Origin of the sequence: Caproicibacter sp. BJN0012, from assembly GCF_035986805.1 — a bacterium.
Taxonomy (GTDB): Bacteria; Bacillota; Clostridia; order Oscillospirales; family Acutalibacteraceae; genus Caproicibacter.
On the sequence record NZ_CP142518.1, the window covers coordinates 3,065,562 to 3,083,488 of the forward strand.

A 17,927-nucleotide genomic window follows, 5' to 3' on the forward strand; every position below is an offset into this window, starting at 1 on the left:
AAGGCAAAAAATGGACGATTTTGAAAACAGCGCGGGAAAATCCGTGCTGTTGGCGATGGTCAAGGCCATTCAGGAAAACAGGACGTTCCTCGGCGATGTGGACGGGCTGATCGGCGACGGAGATCACGGCGCAAATATGGCGAAGGGATTTACCGTTTTCGAAAATCGTTTTGCCGCGGAAGAAACCGGATTCTCCGAGGGCCTGGACGAATTGGGAAACATTCTGTTCAACGAAATCGGCGGCTCCATGGGACCGATTTACGGCACGATTTTCATGGATATGGCCGAAGCGGCCGAGGGAGCCGATGAAATTGATCTTCCCCTGCTGGCGAAAATGCTGGAAGCGGGTCTGAACGGGCTGTATGAGATTGTGGACGCGCGGGTTGGTGACAAGACTCTGGTCGATACCCTCTCCCCTTCGGTGGAAATCCTGAAAAAAACCGCGGCGGCGGGCACGCCGTTTGCGGAGGCCTTGAAAGAAATGAAAAAAGCCGCACTGGCGGGCCGTAACTCCACAAAAGATCTGATTGCCAAGTACGGCCGCGCAAGCCGTCTTGGAGAACGCTCCAAAGGGGTTCTGGATGCGGGGGCCGCCTCCTGCTGCATTATCCTGACCTCCATGGCGGACGGTATTTTAGCTTTGCTTCAGAACGGAGGGAATCTGCAGTGAAACTTGCCATTGGCTGCGATGAAGCAGCTTATCGTTTAAAGGTCATCTTGAAAGAGCATCTGGCGAAAAATCACCCGGGCTGGGACGTAAAGGACTTCGGAGCCGATGCCGGCGCGGCCGTTCTTTATCCCGACGTCGCTTTTCCGGTCGCCGACGCGGTCGCCCGGGGCAAATATGAGCGCGCCATTCTTTTGTGCGGCACGGGGATCGGCATGTGCATCTGCGCAAACAAGGTTCCCGGCGTCCGTGCGGCTGTCTGCCACGATCCTTTCTCGGCGGAGCGCAGCCGCAAAAGCAACAACGCTCAGATTCTTTGCATGGGCGAGCGGGTGATCGGCACGGAACTGGCCAAAACTCTCGTTGATATCTGGTTAAGCTGTGATTTTTCAGGAGGCGGAAGCGCGCCGAAGGTTGCCAGGATCAACGAACTGGAGCGGGCCCATATCGCAGAATCAAGCAGATAATTGCTGATTCAAATACAGGTTTAAAGTGTCAATTGCAGGAACAGGAGGCAGGAAATGAAAAAAATTTTTAAATCCCTTAACGCAAATTTCGAGCGCGTTTGCATGATCGTTCTCTTTATCGCGATGTTCTGCGTCGTACTGGCAGGGATCTCTTCCCGGCTGGCCGGCAGCCCGTTTGGCTGGACGGAGGAAGCTTCCCGCCTAACCTTCGTGTGGATGATCTTTTTTGGCCTATCCTATGGAACCATGTACGACAAGCATATCCGCGTGACAGTGCTGGTCGACAAATTCGGCCCCACCTTTTCCGCAGGAGTTACGATCTTCTGGGATATCGTCACCGCGCTGGTTTTCATCTGGATCGCGGTATACGGCTGCAAGTACGTCGGCTACAGCGCAAATGCCAGGACTTTCGCAATGGACCTGAACAAAGGCACAATCGCATTCATCATCCCGTTCAGCGCTTGCCTCAACGTATTCCGCACCTTCCAAAAGCTAATTCTGGAGCATATTCCCACCCTGAAAGCTGCGAAACAAACATCACATTAAGGAGGAGCGTAATCAGATATGAGCTTTGCTTTCATTATCTACCTGATTGTTTTTTTCGGCTTTTTGTTCTGCGGAGCGCCGATCTATATGTCTCTGCTCTCCAGCGGCATCGCCTACTGCTTCCTGCACGGCGGAATTAACAACATGGCGGTCATGGCCAAGATGTACGGCAGCCTGGACAACTTTGTTCTGCTGGCAATCCCTATGTTCATGATGGCCGGCATCGTCATGAACAACGGCGGGATTACGGACCGCATCTTCAATTTCTGCCGCGCGCTGGTCGGCCATCTGCCCGGTGGTCTCGCCTATGTGAACGTTCTGGCCTCCTTCATTTTCTCCGGCATGTCGGGTTCCGCTCTGGCAGACGTCGGAGGACTGGGCAACGTGGAAATCAAGGCCATGCGCGACGAAGGCTACGACGATAATACGATTTTCGGCGTTACCGCCGCGTCCGCCACCATGGGTCCCATCGTTCCGCCTTCCATCCCGATGGTCATTTACGGTTCGGCCGCTTCGGTTTCCGTCGGCACCCTGTTCATGGCCGGGATCGGACCCGGAGTAGTCATCGGACTTGTTCTCTGCGTTGCGGTCTTTTTCATCGCAAAAAAGCGCAATTACAGCGTACACGGCAAATCCACCCTGCGTGATGTCGGACACACGCTGAAAAAAAGCTTCTTCGCGCTGCTGATGCCCGTTATTATCATGGGCGGCATCTGGTCCGGTTACTTCACTCCGACCGAGGCGTCCTGCATCGCGATTGCCTACTGTATTTTTGTGGTCTGCCTGATCTACCACGACATGCCTGTGAAAAGCCTTATGGGCTGCGTGGATGAGACCGTTTCAGGCATTGTGCCGGCGCTGTCCATCGTTTCTTCCGCCTCTCTCTTCGGCTGGGTGCTCCAGTTTGAACATCTGGGACAGAATCTGCTCACCGGCATGCTGAGCGTCACAAACAACAAATGGGTTATTTTGCTGATGATCGACGTCATCCTGCTTTTCTTCGGCATGATCCTCGACTCCACCCCTTGCATTCTTCTGTTCGTCCCCGTGTTTCAGCCGCTGGTGAAGGCCGTTGGGATCAGCCAAATCCACCTCGGCGTCGTCGTCGTCCTGAACCTGATGATCGGTCTGATGACTCCGCCTTACGGCCAGTCCCTGTTCATGCTTTCGGGCGCGACCGGAGTCCCGTTCAACAAAGTGGTCCGCTACGTTGTTCCGTGGCTGATTCCAATGCTCGTCGCCCTGCTGATTGTCACGATGATTCCGGAGGTCACGCTGTTTATCCCGCAGTTACTGGGCCTCGCCGTATAAAACCTTTTGGGAGTAATTTTGATTTAACATCTTATGTTAAATATAATTTTGAGAGGAGTTATCATGATGAAAAAAGTTCTTTCACTTTTGCTTGCACTGGGAGTGACGGTTTCCATGTCGGCATGTGGTTCCTCCGGATCCGCTTCCTCCGGCGCAACGTCAAGCGCGGCAGCCTCTTCCGAAGCAGGCTCTTCCGAAACAGCCTCCACGTCTTCCGCCGCCGGCGGTTCCAGTGACATCTATCCCGGAATGTGCTTCTGGCACGACGACGATCCCAAACCGGACACGAACGTCAAAATCACTTCCACGGACAAAATCAAATGGACGATTGCAGCCTGTCTGGTAGAGGATAATCCCCAATCCGTCTGCCTGAAAGAAATTGCGGATGACCTTTCAAAAGCTACAAACGGGAACTTTACCTGGGACATTTATTACAACAGTAATCTGGGCAGCGAGTCCGAGGCGCTGGAACTGGTGCGCAACAACACCGCACAGTTCGTAACCTCCAACGTCACTACCGTTCCTCAGTACGTGGATACGATCGGGGTCTTTGCTTTGCCCTATTTGTTTCACAGCGAGCAGGACGAACTGACTTATCTGTCCACCAGCAAGGATTGCTTCGCTCTGTGGAAACAGCTCGAAGACAGCTCTAATTTGGTCACTTTAGGCTTCAACTGTTCCGGTTCCCGCTGCCTTTCCACCAAAGGGTACAAACAAATCAAGGCCCCGGCGGATCTGAAAGGCTGCAAGGTTCGCTGCATGGAAGCTCAGGTCTGGAAAGACGTTATTTCCGCACTGGGCGCAACCCCTGTTCCGACCGCTTACACCGAGCTGTACACCGCGTTGCAGACCGGCGTTGTTCAAGGCCAGGACAACCCCGCATCCAACACGGTCGACGGCAAGTTCTACGAAGTCCTCGACACCTTCTATAAAACCAACCACTGCTACCTGTGCTCCGGCTACTACACCAATACGGAAAGCTGGAAAGCCCTGCCGGATGATTACAAAGCCCTGCTCGAAGGCCTGATGAATAAATACCTGGCCAACGATTACCATACCCGGATCTCCGCTTTCACGGACCAGTGCTATCAGACCATGGAAAAGGCAAATGTCAAAATTGTCGAGCAGGATCAACTGGATATGCAGGCATTCTATGACAACGCTTCCAAGATGATCGACGAAAAATACATGAGCAACAAGAAATATGCCGACATTATCAACGATATCAAGACTACATTCAAATACTGATTTTTCCGCAGGCATATTTTAAAATCGGGATGCAGCAACATGGCGCTCAGTCGAGGGCCGGGCGCCATGTTCTTTGTTAGATCTGGCAAAGCCGATCGTTTTTATGGCCTCTGACGCTGCAGCATATATGACCGGAGTTGACTTGGAAATCAGCGGAGGCAAGTTTGCCGCTCAAGACTGTGCGATGACATGGCGCATGAAAGCCGCGGAATCGGACGGTTCTGATCGCACCTAAAACATAAAACCGTTTTAGAAAACTTTTACAACTGCGTGAAAGAAGGAATTTCCATATGGGAAAAGTGTTAGTGTCGGCTTCTCATTTTGATATCCTTTGCAAAGGAGCCTGGACCCTGCTGGAAAAAAACGGGCATAAAGTCATATTTGACTCTTTGCGCCCTTTTCCCGCATACAGCTATGAGGAACTTTTACAGATTCTGCCGGATATCGACGCGGCAATTATTGGAATGGATCTCTATGATGAAAAAGTGTTCAAAATTGCTCCCAAGCTAAAATGCGTCTGTAAATTCGGCGTCGGCGTAGACAACGTCAATCTGGCGGATGCTACGAAATACGATGTTAAGGTCTGTAATTGCCCGGGCCAAAATTCAAACGCTGTGGCGGAACTGACCATAGGTTTCATCATTGACGTGCTGCGCGGCATCACGCCTCTTCACAAGGCTATGGAGAAAAGTTCCTGGCCGCGCTACCTTGGCGAAGAATTAGCCGGCAAAACAGTCGGGCTTTTCGGTTTCGGAGCAATTGCCCGCCTGGTGGCAAAGAAACTTTCCGCTTTTGACATGAAAATCAAGGCTTACGATCTGTATCCCAATGAAAGCGCCGCAAAGGAGCTTGGCATAGAAATGGTAAGCCAGGATGAAATCATCGAAACCTGTGACATCATCAGTCTCCACGCTCCCGCTACAAAAGAAAATTATCACCTGTTCGGTGCAAAAACGTTTGCCCGGATGAAGAACGGCGCTTATCTAATCAATGCGGCCCGCGGCGCATTGGTGGATCTTGACGCTCTGGCCGAGGCACTGAAGTCCGGTAAAATCGCCGGCGCGGCACTGGATGCCTTTGAGGAAGAGCCGCTTCCCTCCAGTGCTTCCATCCTGCAGTGTGAAAACATCGTGCTTACGCCTCATACGGGAGCCGAAACCCGTCAGGCTTATGACAAAGTCAGTATGGTCGCCGCTCAAAATGTAGTCGATACGCTGGCAGGACGCGAACCAAAATATTGGGTTAATCGCTGACAGCTTATCTAATGGAGTGTTGAGGATGGAACAGCTTTTACAAGGTAAAATCGCCGTCATTACCGGAGCTTCCCGCGGAATCGGCAAAGGGATCGCCATGAAGTTCGCACAGGAAGGAGCTGTGACGGTCCTCGTGGGACGCCGGCTTTTCGCACTGCGGGAAGTTCAGTCCGAGATTCAAGCAGCGGGAGGCAAAGCGTCGTGCATAGCCGCCGATGTAACAATTGACAGCCAAGTAACAGATTTGGCCGGCGCCGTCATAAAGGAATACGGGCGCATCGATATTTTGATAAACAATGCAGGAATCAGCAAAGAAATGCCTTTGCTCGAAATGCCTGTAGAAATATTTGATGAAATTATGACGGCAAACCTGCGCAGCGTAATGCTGGTGACAAAAGCGTTTCTTCCCGCTATGGTCCGCCAGAAATATGGAAATATTATCAATATCGGAAGCGGAGCAGCTTTGCGCGGGTTGCCGGGCAGCACAGCCTACTCCGTCAGCAAGGCAGGCGTTGTCTGCCTGACGCAGGCTCTGGGAGATGAAGTACGTCCGCTGGGAATTCGGGTCAACGTGATCTGTCCCGGTCCCGTCGATACCGAGCTATTCCAGAAATCGGCCAAACGCGAATACATTCTGAAGGCCGGCGGCGACGTGTTCCGTACTGAAACAGTGGCAAACGGAGCGCTTTTCCTGGCAAGCGATCTCAGCAAGGGCATGAACAGTCAGATTTTGACGCTGCGCGGCTTTAATCGCTGGTAATTTCCAAGCCCACTTCTAATTTGCAGGAAAGCAAAGAGCTTTCAAAAAAACAACAATTTTATTCATTGATGAAACAAACAGTCCATCAGACAATTATCTTCACATTTGTCAGGAAAGGACTCGATCTATTATGCTCAGAAAACCCAATATTTTAGTGGTGGGAAGTTTTATGACGGACCTGATCGCATCGGCGCCAAGAGTTCCGGAGCTGGGAGAAACAGTCGTAGGGACATCGTTCCAGATCGCACCCGGCGGCAAGGGCGCCAACCAGGCCGTCCAATGTGCGCGGCTTTGCGCCAACGTAACCATTGCCGGCTGTGTCGGCGATGACGCCTTCGGGAAAAAAATGCTGAATACGGTCCGTGAATCCGGCGTTGACATTTCCCATGTAAAAGTAAGCCGTGGACATTCTTCCGGTGTCGGCAACATTCAGTTGGAGGTTTCCGAGAATAGAACTCAAAACCGCATTTTGGTGGTGCCTGGCGCCAATTACGATCTGACTCCGGATGACCTGAGCTGGCTTGAAAATTCTATCGGCAGTTATGACTTGGTCATGCTGCAGTTGGAACTCACCATGGAAGTAACCAAGTTCGTGGCCGCCTGCGCCCACACGGCCGGGGTTCCCGTCATGCTGAATCCCGCGCCGGCCACACCACTGGACAGTGGGCTGCTTTCCTGCATTACCTATCTTTCGCCCAACGAGTACGAGGCGGCGTCGCTGAGCGGTCTGCCCTTGCACACGGACGGGTCCGGCATCAACCGGGAAGATTTAAACAAGGTTATCAGCAAGCTGCGTTCCAGAGGCATCAGCAACGTCATTATCACATTGGGCAACAACGGCGCCGTCAGCGCCGATGCCACCGGCATCCAGTACACCCCCTGCGTCGACTTGCTGGATGTCAAGGATCCGACTGCCGCCGGGGATTCTTTCGTCGCCGCTTTTTGCACCGGCATAACCGCGGGTCTCTCTTCCCGCGAAGCACTTGACTTTGCCAGCCATACCGCTGCCATAACGGTTTCCCGCATGGGCGCCCTGCCTTCCTTGCCCACACTGAGTGACGTTCAGGATCTGATGATAAGAAACGGTTTCGCAAAATTTGATCCCTTATTGCTAAACGCATTGAAATAGAGAACCGTTGATTTTTATAGACAGGCGCAGTTACTCGCCGCGTCCGCTAAGTTTCCAATCGGAAAGGAAGCATCGTCATGCTGAAAGAAACAAGCAAACAAGCAATTGAGCAGTTCCTTGCCTCCGCGCAAAAGGAATTTACAACATTCTGCGTTGGCCTCAGCGCCTCCTCTTACGAAAAAGCTGCTGAAATCATACTTGACGCCCAAAAAAGAGGCGGACGGATTCACATCACCGGAATCGGAAAACCCGGCCATGTATCCTCTTATATGGCTTCCCTATTCTCTTCCACCGGAAATCCCTGCTATTTTCTGGATGGAACCGAGGCTGTTCACGGTTCCTGCGGGCAGCTGGTCGCAGGAGACGTGGTAATTTGTATCTCCAACAGCGGTGAAACACCGGAAATGAAAGCCACGGCCACAGCGATCCGAAACAATGGGTGCAAGCTGATTGCCGTCACCGGGAATCCCTCCAGTTGGTTGGGAACTTTTTGCGACACTTGCCTTTCCGCCGGTGTGAACACAGAAGGAGGCCCTCTGAACCGTGCGCCGCGAAATTCTATCCTGGCGGAAACTTTAACGCTTCAGGCGCTTTCAGTTGCTCTGCAAACGGAACGTGGCTGGACGCCCGTGGAATACGTCCGCTGCCACCCTGGAGGAAAACTGGGGCAATTGCGGAAAAATGAAACTTAAGGAGCTGCTGTTAATGCTGACCGGAGATTGTATTCATCCTGAACTGATGAGGGTCCTTTCCCTGCTGGGACACGGAGACAAAGTCCTGATCGCCGACGGGAACTATCCGCTTGCCTCGAAAACGGGAGAAGCAGAAAAAGTGTGGCTGGGATTAAAGCCCGGCCTTCCCTCTACCATTGATGTATTGGAAACCCTGCAAAGCATCATCAATATTGAAAAGGCCGAAGTGATGGATCCAGGGGATGGATCCAGTCCAAAAATTTTTGACGAATTTCAAAAGCGATTGGGCAATATGGAACTTTGCAAGCTGAAGCGCTTCCCGTTCTACGACGCTTGCTGTGAACCCTCCCTTCGCTTGGCCATTTCCACGGGTGAAAAGCGCACTTTCGCCAATATTCTAATTACCGTCGGCGTCGCATAGGAAATAAGCCACGCAGATCCGCGCATCTTTCCGGACCGATACTCAGGAAATGAATTCCCGAAGTATGAATCTTAACCTTTCCTAAAAGAACCCGTCCATCGCGTCAAGCGAAGGGCGGGTCCTCTTTTATCATTTTCCGCCTCAAGGCCGGTCAGGAAAACAACTCCTTCTGATAGGAAATCATTTCTTTTCCAAGAACTTTTTCCGCTTCCCGGAACAGATTTTCCCGATGCATCCCCATGCCGAGAATCAAACGGTTCCGGGGGATTTTCAGAAGAACGACGTTCCTGCCGTCCTGAATTTCCGCACTGGATAAGGGAAGTCCGGTCAACGCGTCAAGGGTGCACAGCAGATCCGGAAACGTGCCGATCCTCTCCCCGTTTTTTTCCATTGTCATATACTCGTTCCAGAAAGTCAGCTCATAATCGTCCTGCCCGGTCATCACGTGGAGGGAGCCCGCATCGTACCCGCCGCCCATGCGCAGCGCACAGTTGCGGGTCACGCCGGCACACACGGCCTCCGCGTCATATCCGTCCGCCAGAAAACTCAGGACGCCGCTCACATCGCCCGAATGCTCCAGAAAGCCCCTGCCGATCTCCAGTGCCTGCGCGATGGCGCCGACCGCGGCATGCGTTTCAGCATATTGCGCAGAGACGGGGTTGCGCAGCACGCAGCACATCCCGCCGGAGGCGACCGCCGTCTGCCGGATGAGATGGGATGCGGCCGGCAGGCTTCCCCTTGCGACGGTTTCCACGTATTTTTCACCCTTGCCGCCGCAGGCGGACTGTACCGTCACATAATCCGGGAACTGGTCCAAACCCATGCTTCCCATCATTCCGGTCGGGTGGGCCCGGCCGTTGCTCGGCGCATCCACCAGCGGAATTCCCGTGAGTGCGGAAAGGATCCAACCGTTGGAGGTGGAAACTCCTCCATTTTCACAACTGGTAAGGCCCGAAATTTTCGTTCCGTTGAAATTTTCAAAATTCTGAAAAGCCGTTTTCCAGTGTTCCGCCTTCACGCAGGTATCCTTCGCCGAGGGCGCCCCCACCATCGAAACGTTGACGACCGTTTCGTCCGGAGACAGCTCCCCGGGCTTCAGCAGCTTTAAACGGTCCGTATGGTGAAAGGTTTCCTCCAGCGCATCCAGTCCCAGCCGGATGCTTCCTCCGCCTCCGCCGCCCAGCAGCAGCCCTCCGTAAAGCGCCTGAAGGCAAAGCTCTTTTGTCAGTTCCGTCATTCGAATTCCTCCGCTTGTTTTATCCCTGCCGAAAGCCGTCTCCCTTGAGAAAAAGAGTGGCTTTCAGCCGTTCATCTGTTTCCGGACGGACTCAAAACAGGCAAAGGTTCCCTCGGCCAGGACCGGGTCGATCACGGGGATGTCGGTCGCTCTCTCGATCTCCTTTGCGATGCCGATCGTGGTCAGTCCGGTGCAGGCAAGCGCGATCACTTCCGCGCCCAGATTCTTCAGTTCCCCGGCTTTTCTGATGCAGTTCGCCTTTCCCTCCGGCGTCATCAGGTCCAGCGTGCTGTTCACGCCCTCCGGCCTCGCGACCGCGACGATCCGATCCGGAACCATGCGCAGATAAGCCTTGGGCGCGTAATCCGTTATTCCGAGAACGGCGATTTTCCGCCCGTATTTCATGGCGAGGGCGGCCGTGGTCTCCCCTCCGCCCGTCACCGGGATTCCCGGAAGCGCGCGGCGGATCTCCTCCACTCCGGGATCGTCCGCGCAGCTGACGACGATCATGTCCACGCCCGCAAACGACTTCGCCGTCTCCACGATTTTGGGCACCGCGATCTGTTCCAGCTCGTGGCTGTGAATCCCTTCCCACTGATCCGGAATGCATTTGGAAACGCACCGGATTCCGGGGAAATGCTCTTCGATGATCCTTCCGTGCAGCCCGACAAAGTCCGGGTCGTCGGATGTCAGGACCCGGATCACGCCGACTTGAAATTCTTTCATTGCCGATTCCTCCCGGCGTTTGCCATCATACGGCAAACGAGCCTTTGTCAATGATCAGGGTATCGTCAAAATACAGAGTTGGGTTCAGGATGATTCCATCCATATGGCAGTCCGCCTTGTTGGTCCCGCCGAAAGACGTATTGGTCCCGAACGCGATATGCACGGTCCCGTAAACCTTCTCATCCTCAAGGATCACGCCGTTGAGAACCGCCGCCCGATTCGTCCCGATTCCGAGTTCTCCCACCGTCGCGTTCCGTTCGTTTTCCAGCAAGATATTCAGCATTTCGCTCTTGTCGCCCGTAATCTCCCGCAGCTTTCCGTCCCGGATCACCACATGAAGGGGCGAATCCAGCTTTCCGATTCCGACCATGGAACCGTCGATCACCATTTCCCCGTTGACTCCGTTTTCCAGCGGCGCGATGTACGCCTCTCCCGACGGGAGATTCCCACACTGTCCGGGGAGCCTGTAGACGCCGGGACTGGGCACTCCGCTGCGTCCCTCCAGATTCAGAGTCAGGACGCAGCCGTCCTTTTCGATCCGCGCCGTCCTGCATTTTGTCAGCAGCTCCGTGATTTTCGCCGTCAGCTTTTCCACTTCTCCGTAATCCGCGGTCATGGCGCCCGCCCCGAACATTTCCTCCGTAATGCCCGGCATGGTGGCCACGCGGGTCCCGGCCTTCGCGGCGTTGATCCTCGCGTTCGTGTGGGTCAGCGACTTGGCGGTGGGGCAGACGACGATATCCGCGGCCTTCATGGCCTCTGCGACGACTCTGGGCGGCTCTTCCCCGTTCAGGCTGCGTTCCTTCATCACCGTCATGACCGCCTCGCAGCCTAAAGCCCGGGCGCCCTCGTAAAGCGCCCGGGCGATTTTAACCCTTGTATCGTCCGTGACAATATAAACTTCTTCCCCCGGCTTCGCATCCAGACAGGAAGCCAGGATTCTTTTGGAAGTTTCAGTTAAATCCATGTTTTCCCTCCTATTCCACGTCCGTCAGTTCGGAAATCACTCTCGCCAGCAGGGTCCTCGGGAGCACAACCAGCTTCCCGGTCTCTCTGGCAAACATGTTTTTCATCTTCTGCGTAAAGCCGATGCAGTCCAGGACCACCAGGTCCGCATCCATTTTTCTGATTTCCCGCGCGGCTCTTTCAAGGTCCTCCCACGGGCCGTAGGGAGAAGCCGGCACCACCTTCACCGTATCCACGAAATCGGACCACTTCTTTTCGCACTGTTCCACCTGAAGCGGCGACGGGGTTACCGTGACAATATTGGAATTCTTGGTCAGAAGGGGCACGACCCGGTTCAGAATATTGCACGGATAAACAAGCGGGACATTGGAGGTGAGGCTGCCGGGAAAATCGCCGGTGCAGAAGAACATGATGAGCCTCACGCCCTCCGCTTCCAGTTCATGGATGCAGTTTTGGAGCCTCGGGAGAATGTACCGTTCGGCAAACGTCACAGAGGAACCGTCCGTCAGTCTGGAAACCAGCACGTAATCCCCCTGTTCCGGCTTGAACTCCGCGATCTGTCCCGCCGTGAGGCCGTCAAGTCCTCCCCGCTGGAGCAGTTCGATCCTTCCGTCGAAAATATCCATAATATCGGCCGTGACGTCCACCCGGGGTGCCTGACCGATCGTAATCGCGCCTATTTTCATGGCAGATTCTCCTTCCCTGAGTTTATTCCGTTTTTCCCAAAGTCATCAGATGGTCCATCGGCCCGTACAGCTTCTGGAGCAGCGCATATTCGTCTTCGTCATAAAACTTCAGGTCCCCCGCGCCATAGGATTTGGCGACTTCCAGCATAAAACGGGAAGCCTCTTCCACGTCCGAAAAGTGGCTTGCACCCGTGGCACAGCCCGGAACCATGGTCTCCGTCGTGACGGCTACGCCCACAACCGGGGCATCGGTCGCCGTAGCAGGCTGAAGAATGCTGTTCAGATGAAATACATTATTTCCATAGGGGGTGATATCCTGAGTTGCCAGAGGGAACACATAAGGCAGACGCCCCGTTGTAATCTGCATTTTTTCCAGCAGATCCTCCGAAGTGCGCAGGATGTATCCTCCCTTTACGGTCGGGGAGATGGCGAACCCCCTCGTGTTGATCACGCGGTTCCCCTTTGTGGTGTCTACCGACAGGATCGCGTCCAGCTCGGGGGAAACTTCTTCCCTGTTGACCTGAGCCATTTCGACCGGAGACCCCATGAACGGAACCGGCTTGTGCGGCTGTGTCGGTGCATGCGGACAGATCTGAGTGGAAACGAAGACGTCGCCTTCCAGAACATCCCCTTTCTTCCGCATATCCAAAAGCTTCGCGGCAACGGTGATCGCCGCCAGCGCGCCGTCCCCGTCGGATACGAATCCGATCACATCGGGCCGCGCGCCGATTCCGCCCAGACGGCCCAGAATTCCGATCGTGGGCGCGCTGCCGCCCGAGGCCTTCCCCCTGGAGCCGGGAATCCTGACCTTGACCATATCGGTGCTTCCGCTGGGGCCTTTCAGCTCGTAGACTTCAATATTCGCATCCGGCTGGATGCCTCTTAAGTAAGTTTCCACATCTTTTCCGGTAACGGTGCTGCTGTCCAGAACATCAAACGCTTCCATCAGTTGCTTTAATAACATTCATTTTACCTCCATCGCTTTCAATTGTTAATAAAAATCAGAATTATTGCACGCAGTCCACCAGTTTGGCAGCCGCGTCACGAAGCATCTGGTAAAAACCGGCTTCATCGGACATGGTTTTGCGTTTGCCGTTTTCAATGATTTCAACCAGTTCTTTCAGACTGCTGTTTTCAGGGTCGTCCGCCAGCATCAGTTTACAGAGGCGCTCCGCCGCCTCGATCATCCTCAAGGGCCCGTAAATCCTGGGTTCTCCTTCCAAACCGGCCGCGCCGGCTACCAGATACGCCAGAAGTTCAAACGATTCGTTTCGGATCATGGTTCCTCCTCCCAGGCATTCCTGTGCAGGATCTCGTCCAGAGGCCTCAGGCGGCGGGGGCGGGGACTGTCTTCCGGAAAGCCGACGGAAATCAACAGCTCCATCCGGTAATACCCCGGAAGCTTTAACAGCTTTTTCACGGCGTCCGGGTTGTAGGACTTGATCGCGCACGTGCCGAGTCCCAGCTCCACCGCCTTCAGCATGATGTTTTCAGCGGCCATGGACGCGTCCATGATGCACCCGTATGCCTCCGAATTCGGAGAGCCGTGTTCCAGAGCGTAGTTCATGTCCGAGCAGACCGCGATCAGGACGGGAGGCTTCCCGCTGAGCCCCGGACTGAACAGTTCCACCTTCCGGACCAGCTCCGGATCCGTGAGCAGGAAAAACTGCCACGCCTGAAGATTACTTGCGCTGGGCGCCAGCGCTCCCGCCTTCACCAGCTGCAGCAAGAGTTCCTCCGGCACAGGTTTGGGACTGAAGCCGCGGATACTCCTTCTCTTCTGAATCGCTTCCGATAATTCCATTGTTCCTTCTCCTTTCCGCACGGATTCAGGGACCGCATCGTCTGAATCCTCCGATTCCCTGCTGCGCAAAAGAACTGCCGCGGCTGTTGTAGCGCTGCAGCAGTCCCTTATGTAGGAAAACTATTTCTTCTTTGCCAGTCCCAGCGTCGCGGTAAAGAAGCTGTACACAGCCGCGCCCGCCAAAGCGCCCGCGCCGAGGATGTTCAAAACCTGCTCGTTTTCCTTATTGCGCTTCACCGCGACCAGCCGGATCAGCAGGCCGATAAGAATGGTGATTCCATTCATAATGTTGCCGACCAGCAGCCCCGTTGCAAAGAGGATGCCGATCTGCCGCTTTCCGCCGACCAACTGGATGATAGCGCCCGGGATCGCCCAGATGAAAAGCCATTTGGCGACTTCGGCGTTGGTTCCGGCCGCGATGGTGGTGGCGAAAGTCTTACTCACCGGGGCAAACAGGCCCTGGCCGAAATACCGGTTGGCCAGAAACGCCACCATGCAAAACGCAATCACAAAGGAGATCATTTCACTGTAATACTGCTGTTTCCTGCCCTCTTTTTCCAGCTCCGGATCGGCGCCCGAACCCCTCAGGATATAACCGCACTTGAGGTCATACGCCATATCGGAAAACGCGGGTCCGGTTGCCGCGGTGTACCCGACCAGGATGGCAAGCGGCATCTGGGGAAACCCGAGGAGCATTCCCACCAGCAGGAAGATCAGCGCGGTGGCAAACCCCGGGAACCAGCCGGAGTACATGGCCGAGATGCCGACGATCAGCTCCGAGGCAATCGCGGCAAACGCCGAGAAAATCACCCAGAGAATCAGGGAGATAAAGCTCATATCGCTGACAATGCCGGTAATCAGCGCCAGCAGTACCGCCGTCCCCAGATAGGCGACATAACCCCATCCAAGCGTCTTTTTCAGGGTGCCCATGCTGGTGGTGAATTTTCCGGCCTCCGCGTCATTCCCGCCCTTGCTCTTTTTGAACAGCATGCGCGCGCACTGTAGCAGCGACACCGCGCCGGCGCCGATCATGATCCCGTGAGGCATATAATTGATCATCGCCAGATCGGTGGATACAAAGTTCGTGCCGAAGAGATTGGAAATCAGAGCTGCGTCGTGACCGAACAGCGACAGGGTGAAACCGTTGACCTTGATGACGCCGATGACCAGGGAGCCGACGCCAAGGGCCAGCATGGCAAAGAAATCGCCGAACCAGGAAACTCCAAGCAGATCGGTGGGAAGCCCTGCGACTTTTCCGACGCAGCCGATGACCACGCCCACAACCAGAAGCAATGCCTTGCGCCCTTTTTCAACGACCGCAAGAATGGATTCCGCAGCGGCGACGCCCGGAGGCCATGCCCCTTCCGCGGGGAACATCTCGGAGTCGAACGATTTATAGAGGATGGTCGCGTCGATGCAGGTGGCGAGGAAGACACCGATCAGCATCGGGAACATCAGGTCGGCGCGCCCCATGACGACCGGAACGCCGATCGGCAGAAGCAGACTGTTGGCCGCTGAGAAAGTCGCGCCGGAGATTGCCGTCTGAATCAGGTTCTGCCTGTGAATGCTCCTGTATTTTTGCAAAACCGCAACCGGGATGCGGGAAATCAGAATCGCAAATAAGGCGCCTATGATGGACGTGTTCGGGGTGACGCCGGTCCGCACGATCAGTTCCAGCCCGATAATCGCGCCCAAAATGCACATGATGATATTTAGGATCAGTACGGTGGGCTCCCACGCCTTCGGATGCTCCGATGCGGAGATCATCTGATCCTGTGGGATTTTTTCTTTTTCCATAATCCACTCTCCTTGTCGATTGGTCCTGACCGGCCGGCATACCGCGCATCCGGCGGCGGTGCGGTCTCTTTCAAGGCCGGCAGAAGATGCAGCCGCAAGCGCATCTTCTGTTTATAATCTCTCTGCTCCGGATTTCCCTGCTTCTCCTTTCTCCGAGTCGGTAAATCAGTCTGAAACGGCGCTGGAACGATTCCAAAGGGATATATAAAAATGGCGCTCTACTTAATAAAGAAGTACAGCACCATTACTGTCTGATTCTGAATCGGTCTATTTCAGAATTTCAAAAATTCTTTTTTACGCCGTAACCCGATCCGATGCTTTTTCTGTCCGTGTCTTTTATTGTAGCAATTTTACAATTCGAAGTCGATATTCATGCTGAAACAAAATGAAGGATTTTCATATGCATTATGCACATCTATAGATAACGCCTGATTTTCAGGGCAAACCCGAACCGGTACAGATTTTCATTTTGAGATAAATCCACTCCGGTGATCTTCTCAATTTTACCGATGCGATTCGCAAGCGTATTCCGATGGATAAACAGCTTCTCGGCGGTTTTCTGGCGGGCGCCCATATTCTCGGTCAAAACGGCCAGGGTTTTCGCCAGGTCGGTTCCGCGCTGCCGGTCATACTGTTCCAGCTTGCCGATCGTATTCTCCACATACCGGCGGAAGTATACCGTGGAGCAGCTCTTCAGGATTGCCTGTTCGAACCGCACATTCGAAATCATCTGAACCGGGCCGCCGGAGCCCGGGGCCCTGCCTATGGCAATCGCATCGCAGGCTTCCCCGTAATGAAACGGGAGTTCCGCATAAGAGGCACAGGGATCCGAAATCCCGACGGTGACGGAAAGGCCGTGCCGACATTCAATCAGGCTGCGGATTCTGTTGAAAGTCGCCGTGATTTTTTCCGCGGCGACTGATTTCGGCAGCAGAGTTACGAACTTGTCGCTGTGTATGATGACGGCGCAGGGAAAATTCTGCGACAACAGGTGATCCCGAATCAGCTGATGGAGGGATTCCTTTAGATTTTGAATCTTTTCCTCGCTGAGGTTCTGACTCACCGCTTCAAACCGGTCGATATCCGCAACGGCCACGCGCACCGGCGGCAGCGGCCATCGGAGAAGCCTCGCCCGGCTTTCGGCCTCTTCTTTTGTCTTGACATTCCCGGCGAGAAGATCCAGAAAAAGGCTGTTTTGCAGGAAACGCATGTGTTCGTCCAGCTTTTGCAGCTTGGAAATTTCAAGCGCGACGCTGATGGAGGCATGATTGAGCGCGATCAGCTGCATATCGTCCAGATCCGGACCCTGACAAAGAACGATGATGTATCCGCAGATTTGTTTTTTCACCGAAACGCTGCGCACAAACAAGGCGGGCACCTCCGGATTTTCCAGACGGAACAGAACATCGTTTCCGGCAATCTGAGAGGAAATTTGCTTGCTCAGCCTTCGGCCGCCGCTCTGATCGGCTTCGAAAATAGAATCCGGAATCGAAGATCCCTTTCCGGCGGCGGCCAGGACCGAATAGGTGCGGGACACAATGAACACCGGAAGCGCAATCAGATTGGCCAGGGTTTTCGCAATGTTGTCAAAACTGCCGTTATTCAGTTCCAGTTCCAGAAACTTCCGGTTCATGCGTTCGGAAAACTCAAGATTGTGGTAATGCTCGTCCACAATCGCTTTCATCAGCGGCATTGTGATTTCCACAGTCGGAATCTCCTTGGGGATCTCGATCAGAGGAACGCCCATCTCGTCGGCCAACCGGATGGTCTCGCCGGAGATATCTCCCAAAAACCTCGTTTTAATGGCAAGGCCCGCCGCGCCGGCCTTTTGCAGATCGACGATCAGGCGGGGAAGCGCTTCCGGGTCGTCTTTGATGGAATATCCGGTCGTGATCAGAAGCAGATTCTTTTTCAGCCATGGCTGTATATTGGGGACCTCCATGGTGTCGATATAACTGACCTTCCGATTAAGACCGTCTTTTCCCGCAATCAGCTTGCAGGACGACAGGGCCCCGATTTTCAACGCGTCCGAAACAACAATTGACAATTCTGTTTCACCCTTTTCCTCCAAAGGGCCAAGCCCTTTTTATAGTATTATATCACTTCACGGTTCGCCGCGCAGCGCTTCCGCTTTCCCGTTACGCGCCGGACGCAGGGCGGGCACTACGCCGCGCCCGTCTTGTCGGATGCGGCCGCCCGCTTTCCGGAGCGGTTGCT

19 protein-coding genes are annotated in these 17,927 nt (G+C 54.3%); 10 read left to right on the top strand and 9 right to left on the bottom strand.

Translation table 11 applies throughout. The features are described 5' to 3' along the window. Window positions 1-10: 10 nt before the first annotated feature. From dhaL to VA597_RS15070, 10 genes are all read left to right on the top strand, one after another. Window positions 11-670 (top strand): dihydroxyacetone kinase subunit DhaL, encoded by a 660-nt coding sequence (gene dhaL / locus VA597_RS15025; protein ID WP_128743736.1) that lies wholly within the window; start codon window positions 11-13, stop codon window positions 668-670. After that, a complete protein-coding gene (gene rpiB / locus VA597_RS15030; protein WP_128743737.1) occupies window positions 667-1,134 on the top strand; it encodes a ribose 5-phosphate isomerase B in 468 nt (155 codons plus the stop codon). The genes dhaL and rpiB overlap by 4 nt, the downstream gene beginning before the upstream one ends. A 54-nt stretch (window positions 1,135-1,188) precedes the next feature. Further along, window positions 1,189-1,680 carry a TRAP transporter small permease gene (locus VA597_RS15035; RefSeq protein WP_128743738.1) on the top strand — a complete coding sequence of 164 codons (492 nt, stop codon included), beginning with the start codon at window positions 1,189-1,191 and terminating at the stop codon, window positions 1,678-1,680. A gap of 18 nt (window positions 1,681-1,698) precedes the next feature. After that, window positions 1,699-2,991 (top strand): TRAP transporter large permease, encoded by a 1,293-nt coding sequence (locus VA597_RS15040; RefSeq protein ID WP_128743739.1) that lies wholly within the window; start codon window positions 1,699-1,701, stop codon window positions 2,989-2,991. A 63-nt stretch (window positions 2,992-3,054) separates the two neighbouring features. Next, complete coding sequence (locus VA597_RS15045) at window positions 3,055-4,239, top strand: TRAP transporter substrate-binding protein (protein ID WP_326974815.1); 1,185 nt, start codon at window positions 3,055-3,057, stop codon at window positions 4,237-4,239. Between the two features lie 290 nt (window positions 4,240-4,529). Then, window positions 4,530-5,492, top strand: a complete 963-nt coding sequence (locus tag VA597_RS15050) for a phosphoglycerate dehydrogenase (RefSeq protein ID WP_128743741.1) — start codon at window positions 4,530-4,532, stop codon at window positions 5,490-5,492. 25 nt (window positions 5,493-5,517) lie between these two features. Next, window positions 5,518-6,252, top strand: a complete 735-nt coding sequence (locus tag VA597_RS15055) for an SDR family NAD(P)-dependent oxidoreductase (RefSeq protein WP_128743742.1) — start codon at window positions 5,518-5,520, stop codon at window positions 6,250-6,252. A gap of 130 nt (window positions 6,253-6,382) precedes the next feature. After that, window positions 6,383-7,381: a ribokinase gene (locus tag VA597_RS15060; protein ID WP_128743743.1), complete on the top strand. Its 999-nt coding sequence runs from the start codon at window positions 6,383-6,385 to the stop codon at window positions 7,379-7,381. A 77-nt stretch (window positions 7,382-7,458) separates the two neighbouring features. After that, window positions 7,459-8,073: a KpsF/GutQ family sugar-phosphate isomerase gene (locus VA597_RS15065; protein ID WP_128743744.1), complete on the top strand. Its 615-nt coding sequence runs from the start codon at window positions 7,459-7,461 to the stop codon at window positions 8,071-8,073. Beyond that, window positions 8,063-8,494: an RbsD/FucU family protein gene (locus VA597_RS15070; protein ID WP_326974817.1), complete on the top strand. Its 432-nt coding sequence runs from the start codon at window positions 8,063-8,065 to the stop codon at window positions 8,492-8,494. Before VA597_RS15065 ends, VA597_RS15070 begins: the two co-directional genes overlap by 11 nt. Window positions 8,495-8,645: 151 nt before the next feature. Here VA597_RS15070 and VA597_RS15075 read toward each other — a convergent pair whose 3' ends face one another. From VA597_RS15075 to VA597_RS15115, 9 genes are all read right to left on the bottom strand, one after another. Next, window positions 8,646-9,731: an S-methyl thiohydantoin desulfurase domain-containing protein gene (locus VA597_RS15075; protein ID WP_326974818.1), complete on the bottom strand. Its 1,086-nt coding sequence runs from the start codon at window positions 9,729-9,731 to the stop codon at window positions 8,646-8,648. A 63-nt stretch (window positions 9,732-9,794) separates the two neighbouring features. Then, window positions 9,795-10,457 carry an aspartate/glutamate racemase family protein gene (locus tag VA597_RS15080; RefSeq protein WP_326974819.1) on the bottom strand — a complete coding sequence of 221 codons (663 nt, stop codon included), beginning with the start codon at window positions 10,455-10,457 and terminating at the stop codon, window positions 9,795-9,797. A 25-nt stretch (window positions 10,458-10,482) separates the two neighbouring features. Then, window positions 10,483-11,424 carry an aminopeptidase gene (locus tag VA597_RS15085; RefSeq protein ID WP_326974820.1) on the bottom strand — a complete coding sequence of 314 codons (942 nt, stop codon included), beginning with the start codon at window positions 11,422-11,424 and terminating at the stop codon, window positions 10,483-10,485. 10 nt (window positions 11,425-11,434) lie between these two features. After that, complete coding sequence (locus VA597_RS15090) at window positions 11,435-12,109, bottom strand: AroM family protein (RefSeq protein WP_326974821.1); 675 nt, start codon at window positions 12,107-12,109, stop codon at window positions 11,435-11,437. Between the two features lie 22 nt (window positions 12,110-12,131). Continuing rightward, complete coding sequence (locus VA597_RS15095; protein ID WP_326974822.1) at window positions 12,132-13,073, bottom strand: DUF1177 domain-containing protein; 942 nt, start codon at window positions 13,071-13,073, stop codon at window positions 12,132-12,134. Between the two features lie 43 nt (window positions 13,074-13,116). Further along, on the bottom strand, window positions 13,117-13,389 hold the full coding sequence (locus tag VA597_RS15100; RefSeq protein ID WP_128743750.1) for a DUF6092 family protein: 273 nt from the start codon (window positions 13,387-13,389) through the stop codon (window positions 13,117-13,119). Continuing rightward, on the bottom strand, window positions 13,386-13,913 hold the full coding sequence (locus VA597_RS15105; RefSeq protein WP_326974823.1) for a nitroreductase family protein: 528 nt from the start codon (window positions 13,911-13,913) through the stop codon (window positions 13,386-13,388). Before VA597_RS15105 ends, VA597_RS15100 begins: the two co-directional genes overlap by 4 nt. Window positions 13,914-14,033: 120 nt before the next feature. Further along, entirely contained in the window at window positions 14,034-15,710 is a 1,677-nt protein-coding gene (locus tag VA597_RS15110; RefSeq protein ID WP_128743752.1) for an OPT/YSL family transporter, read from the bottom strand. A gap of 415 nt (window positions 15,711-16,125) precedes the next feature. Continuing rightward, window positions 16,126-17,757: a PucR family transcriptional regulator gene (locus tag VA597_RS15115; RefSeq protein WP_164919089.1), complete on the bottom strand. Its 1,632-nt coding sequence runs from the start codon at window positions 17,755-17,757 to the stop codon at window positions 16,126-16,128. Window positions 17,758-17,927 lie beyond the last annotated feature (170 nt).

What these genes read in the sequence shown, in the direction of transcription:
- VA597_RS15095 (WP_326974822.1), bottom strand. Translation starts at nt 13,073, where the DNA reads ATGTTATTAAAGCAACTGATGGAAGCGTTTGATGTTCTGGACAGCAGC.
- VA597_RS15035 (WP_128743738.1), top strand. Translation starts at nt 1,189, where the DNA reads ATGAAAAAAATTTTTAAATCCCTTAACGCAAATTTCGAGCGCGTTTGC.
- VA597_RS15060 (WP_128743743.1), top strand. Translation starts at nt 6,383, where the DNA reads ATGCTCAGAAAACCCAATATTTTAGTGGTGGGAAGTTTTATGACGGAC.
- VA597_RS15050 (WP_128743741.1), top strand. Translation starts at nt 4,530, where the DNA reads ATGGGAAAAGTGTTAGTGTCGGCTTCTCATTTTGATATCCTTTGCAAA.
- VA597_RS15075 (WP_326974818.1), bottom strand. Translation starts at nt 9,731, where the DNA reads ATGACGGAACTGACAAAAGAGCTTTGCCTTCAGGCGCTTTACGGAGGG.
- VA597_RS15040 (WP_128743739.1), top strand. Translation starts at nt 1,699, where the DNA reads ATGAGCTTTGCTTTCATTATCTACCTGATTGTTTTTTTCGGCTTTTTG.
- VA597_RS15105 (WP_326974823.1), bottom strand. Translation starts at nt 13,913, where the DNA reads ATGGAATTATCGGAAGCGATTCAGAAGAGAAGGAGTATCCGCGGCTTC.
- VA597_RS15100 (WP_128743750.1), bottom strand. Translation starts at nt 13,389, where the DNA reads ATGATCCGAAACGAATCGTTTGAACTTCTGGCGTATCTGGTAGCCGGC.
- VA597_RS15080 (WP_326974819.1), bottom strand. Translation starts at nt 10,457, where the DNA reads ATGAAAGAATTTCAAGTCGGCGTGATCCGGGTCCTGACATCCGACGAC.
- VA597_RS15090 (WP_326974821.1), bottom strand. Translation starts at nt 12,109, where the DNA reads ATGAAAATAGGCGCGATTACGATCGGTCAGGCACCCCGGGTGGACGTC.
- VA597_RS15055 (WP_128743742.1), top strand. Translation starts at nt 5,518, where the DNA reads ATGGAACAGCTTTTACAAGGTAAAATCGCCGTCATTACCGGAGCTTCC.
- dhaL (WP_128743736.1), top strand. Translation starts at nt 11, where the DNA reads ATGGACGATTTTGAAAACAGCGCGGGAAAATCCGTGCTGTTGGCGATG.
- VA597_RS15070 (WP_326974817.1), top strand. Translation starts at nt 8,063, where the DNA reads ATGAAACTTAAGGAGCTGCTGTTAATGCTGACCGGAGATTGTATTCAT.
- VA597_RS15110 (WP_128743752.1), bottom strand. Translation starts at nt 15,710, where the DNA reads ATGGAAAAAGAAAAAATCCCACAGGATCAGATGATCTCCGCATCGGAG.
- VA597_RS15045 (WP_326974815.1), top strand. Translation starts at nt 3,055, where the DNA reads ATGATGAAAAAAGTTCTTTCACTTTTGCTTGCACTGGGAGTGACGGTT.
- VA597_RS15085 (WP_326974820.1), bottom strand. Translation starts at nt 11,424, where the DNA reads ATGGATTTAACTGAAACTTCCAAAAGAATCCTGGCTTCCTGTCTGGAT.
- VA597_RS15065 (WP_128743744.1), top strand. Translation starts at nt 7,459, where the DNA reads ATGCTGAAAGAAACAAGCAAACAAGCAATTGAGCAGTTCCTTGCCTCC.